We start from the raw sequence: 2,200 nt of genomic DNA on the forward strand, positions 1-2,200 counted from the left end.
GCTATACGCTGGTCGCAATCTCGACCGTCGCCACGATGGTCCTCGGCTTCGGCGTGTGGGTGCATCACATGTTCGCGACCGGGCTGCCCGTGATGTCGCTGGCGTTTTTCAGCGCCGCCAGTTTCGTCATCGCGGTGCCCAGCGCAATCGGCGTTTTCGCCTGGATCGCAACCATTTGGACGGGCAAGCCGCAGTTCACGACGCCGTTCCTGTTCTTCGCTGGCTTCATCCTGCTTTTCGTCATCGGCGGCGTCTCCGGTTTCATGACCGCATCGGTTGCGCTCGACTGGCAGCTCACCGACACCTATTTCGTCGTCGCCCACCTCCATTACGTTCTGCTTGGAATCAATGTTTTCCCGGTTATCGGCGGCATCCATTATTGGTTTCCGAAGATGAGCGGCCGGATGCTGGACGAACGGCTCGGCAAATGGACCTTCTGGGTTATGTTCATCGGCTTCAACGCCGCCTTTTTCCCAATGCACATCAGCGGGTTGATGGGCATGCCGCGCCGCATCTATACTTATCCCTCGGGCATGGGCCTGGGCTGGCTGAATTTACTTTCAAGCGTTGGCGCATTCGTTTTCGCAGCGGGCGCTCTCCTTTTCCTAATCAATGTGGCCAAGAGCCTACGGGCTGGCGCGGTGGCGGGTGACAATCCCTGGGACGCGCCGACTCTCGAATGGGCGACGACCTCGCCGCCGCCGGTCTATAATTTCGCGACCATTCCGCAGATTGCTTCTCGCTATCCGCTTTGGGAGGATCGGCTCAAGGAAAGCGAGGAGCGGTCCGTTGTCGGCGACGCCGCGCCGGACGGCATGGTGCTGGATCGGGGAAAGGAAACCATCGGCGTCACCCTGCTCGATGCCGAGCCCAATGTCGTCCTGAAAATGCCGGGCGACAGCATCCTGCCGTTCCTGCTCTCGGTCGGGATGATGCTGTTGTTCTTCGGCATGTTGGCGCAGGTGATCTGGCTGATGGTGTTCGGCCTAGTCTGCGAGATCGTGATTCTAGCCGTGTGGCTCACGCCGCAACCCCACGTCGCGGAGGAAAGGGTGGAAGTCTATGAGTGACCACGCGCATGGCCAGATCCTGCCTGTCGGGGGCGCCGGGGTGGTTTCGACCGCTTGGTGGGGCATGGTTTGCCTGATCGCCACCGAGGCCATTCTTTTCGTTTACCTGATCTTCAGCTATGCCTATCTCGGCTCGCAGCAGGACGGCCCATGGCCACCGTCGGGCGCCCCCAGCCTCAAGCTCGCGCTTCCAAACACGTTTATTCTCGTCGGCAGCAGCTTTCTGTTGGGCTGGGGAGTGCGCGAGTTTCGCAGCCGCAGGTCCAATGGCCGCTTGGCGCTTTTTCTCGTCGGGACCATCGTCCTCGGCGCGGTCTTCATCACGGTCCAAAGTTTCGAATGGGCGGGAAAACCGTTCAATTTTTCCACCAACTCCTATAGCTCAGTGTTCTTCATTCTGACCGGCGTGCACATGGCGCATGTGGCGGTCGGCTTGTTGATGCTGGTCATGCTCCTGATCTGGACCCTTATGGGGCGTTTCGGAAACGTCCATCACGAACACCTTGTTCTCGGCGCGCTCTACTGGCACTTCGTCGACGTGGTGTGGATCGCGGTGTTCACCACCGCCTATCTGGTGCCGCAATTCTCATGAGCGCGCTTCACCCCCTCGCCAAAGGCGTGCAGCATCCATCGCCCTTGCGGCACGAGGCGCCGTGGTGGCTAGTGAGCGTCGGTTTAATCGCGGCGCCCGCGGCGTGGTCGCTGCAATTGCTCGTGTCCTATGTTCTCAACGGCGACAGATGCGCCGCCGGGAGGTTGGGCGCCTTGCCCTTTGAACCGACCGCCATGCTGTATGCGATCATCGGCGTCATCGCGGTCGCAACGTCGATCCTGGGCCTTTGGGCCGCGCATCGCACTTGGCGCCTTACCCGAGAGGAAGGCTCCGGCGATCATCATGAAGGATTGACGACGGGAATCGGGCGCACCCGTTTCCTTGGGCTCAGTGGCATCGTCTCGAGTTCGATTTTCATCGTTGGCGCGGTTTTCGCGCTGCTGGTTCCGTTTTTGGTATCACCATGCTTCGCCCTCTTCTTTTGAGCGCGCCGGCCGCCGTGCTGGCGACGCCCGCCTTTGCGGAAAATGCCGCCTCGCCCATCTGGACGCGATGGTTCGGCGAGCCAGTGGTGGAA

3 protein-coding genes are annotated in these 2,200 nt (G+C 60.7%); all 3 read left to right on the forward strand.

From position 1 onward, the window contains the following. Positions 1-8 precede the first annotated feature (8 nt). Genes EN991_RS33330 through EN991_RS33340 form a run of 3 tightly spaced genes read left to right on the forward strand, consistent with a single transcriptional unit; the run spans position 9 to position 2,108 of the window. Positions 9-1,070 carry a cbb3-type cytochrome c oxidase subunit I gene (locus tag EN991_RS33330; protein ID WP_281058836.1) on the forward strand — a complete coding sequence of 354 codons (1,062 nt, stop codon included), beginning with the start codon at positions 9-11 and terminating at the stop codon, positions 1,068-1,070. Beyond that, positions 1,063-1,662 carry a cytochrome c oxidase subunit 3 gene (locus EN991_RS33335; RefSeq protein ID WP_127370326.1) on the forward strand — a complete coding sequence of 200 codons (600 nt, stop codon included), beginning with the start codon at positions 1,063-1,065 and terminating at the stop codon, positions 1,660-1,662. The genes EN991_RS33330 and EN991_RS33335 overlap by 8 nt, the downstream gene beginning before the upstream one ends. After that, positions 1,659-2,108, forward strand: coding sequence for a hypothetical protein (locus tag EN991_RS33340; protein ID WP_127370327.1), 450 nt, complete (start codon positions 1,659-1,661; stop codon positions 2,106-2,108). Before EN991_RS33335 ends, EN991_RS33340 begins: the two co-directional genes overlap by 4 nt. The last annotated feature ends 92 nt before the right edge of the window (positions 2,109-2,200 follow it).

The organism is Mesorhizobium sp. M7A.F.Ca.US.005.03.2.1 (assembly GCF_003997795.1).
GTDB classification, from domain to species: Bacteria; Pseudomonadota; Alphaproteobacteria; order Rhizobiales; family Rhizobiaceae; genus Mesorhizobium; species Mesorhizobium ciceri.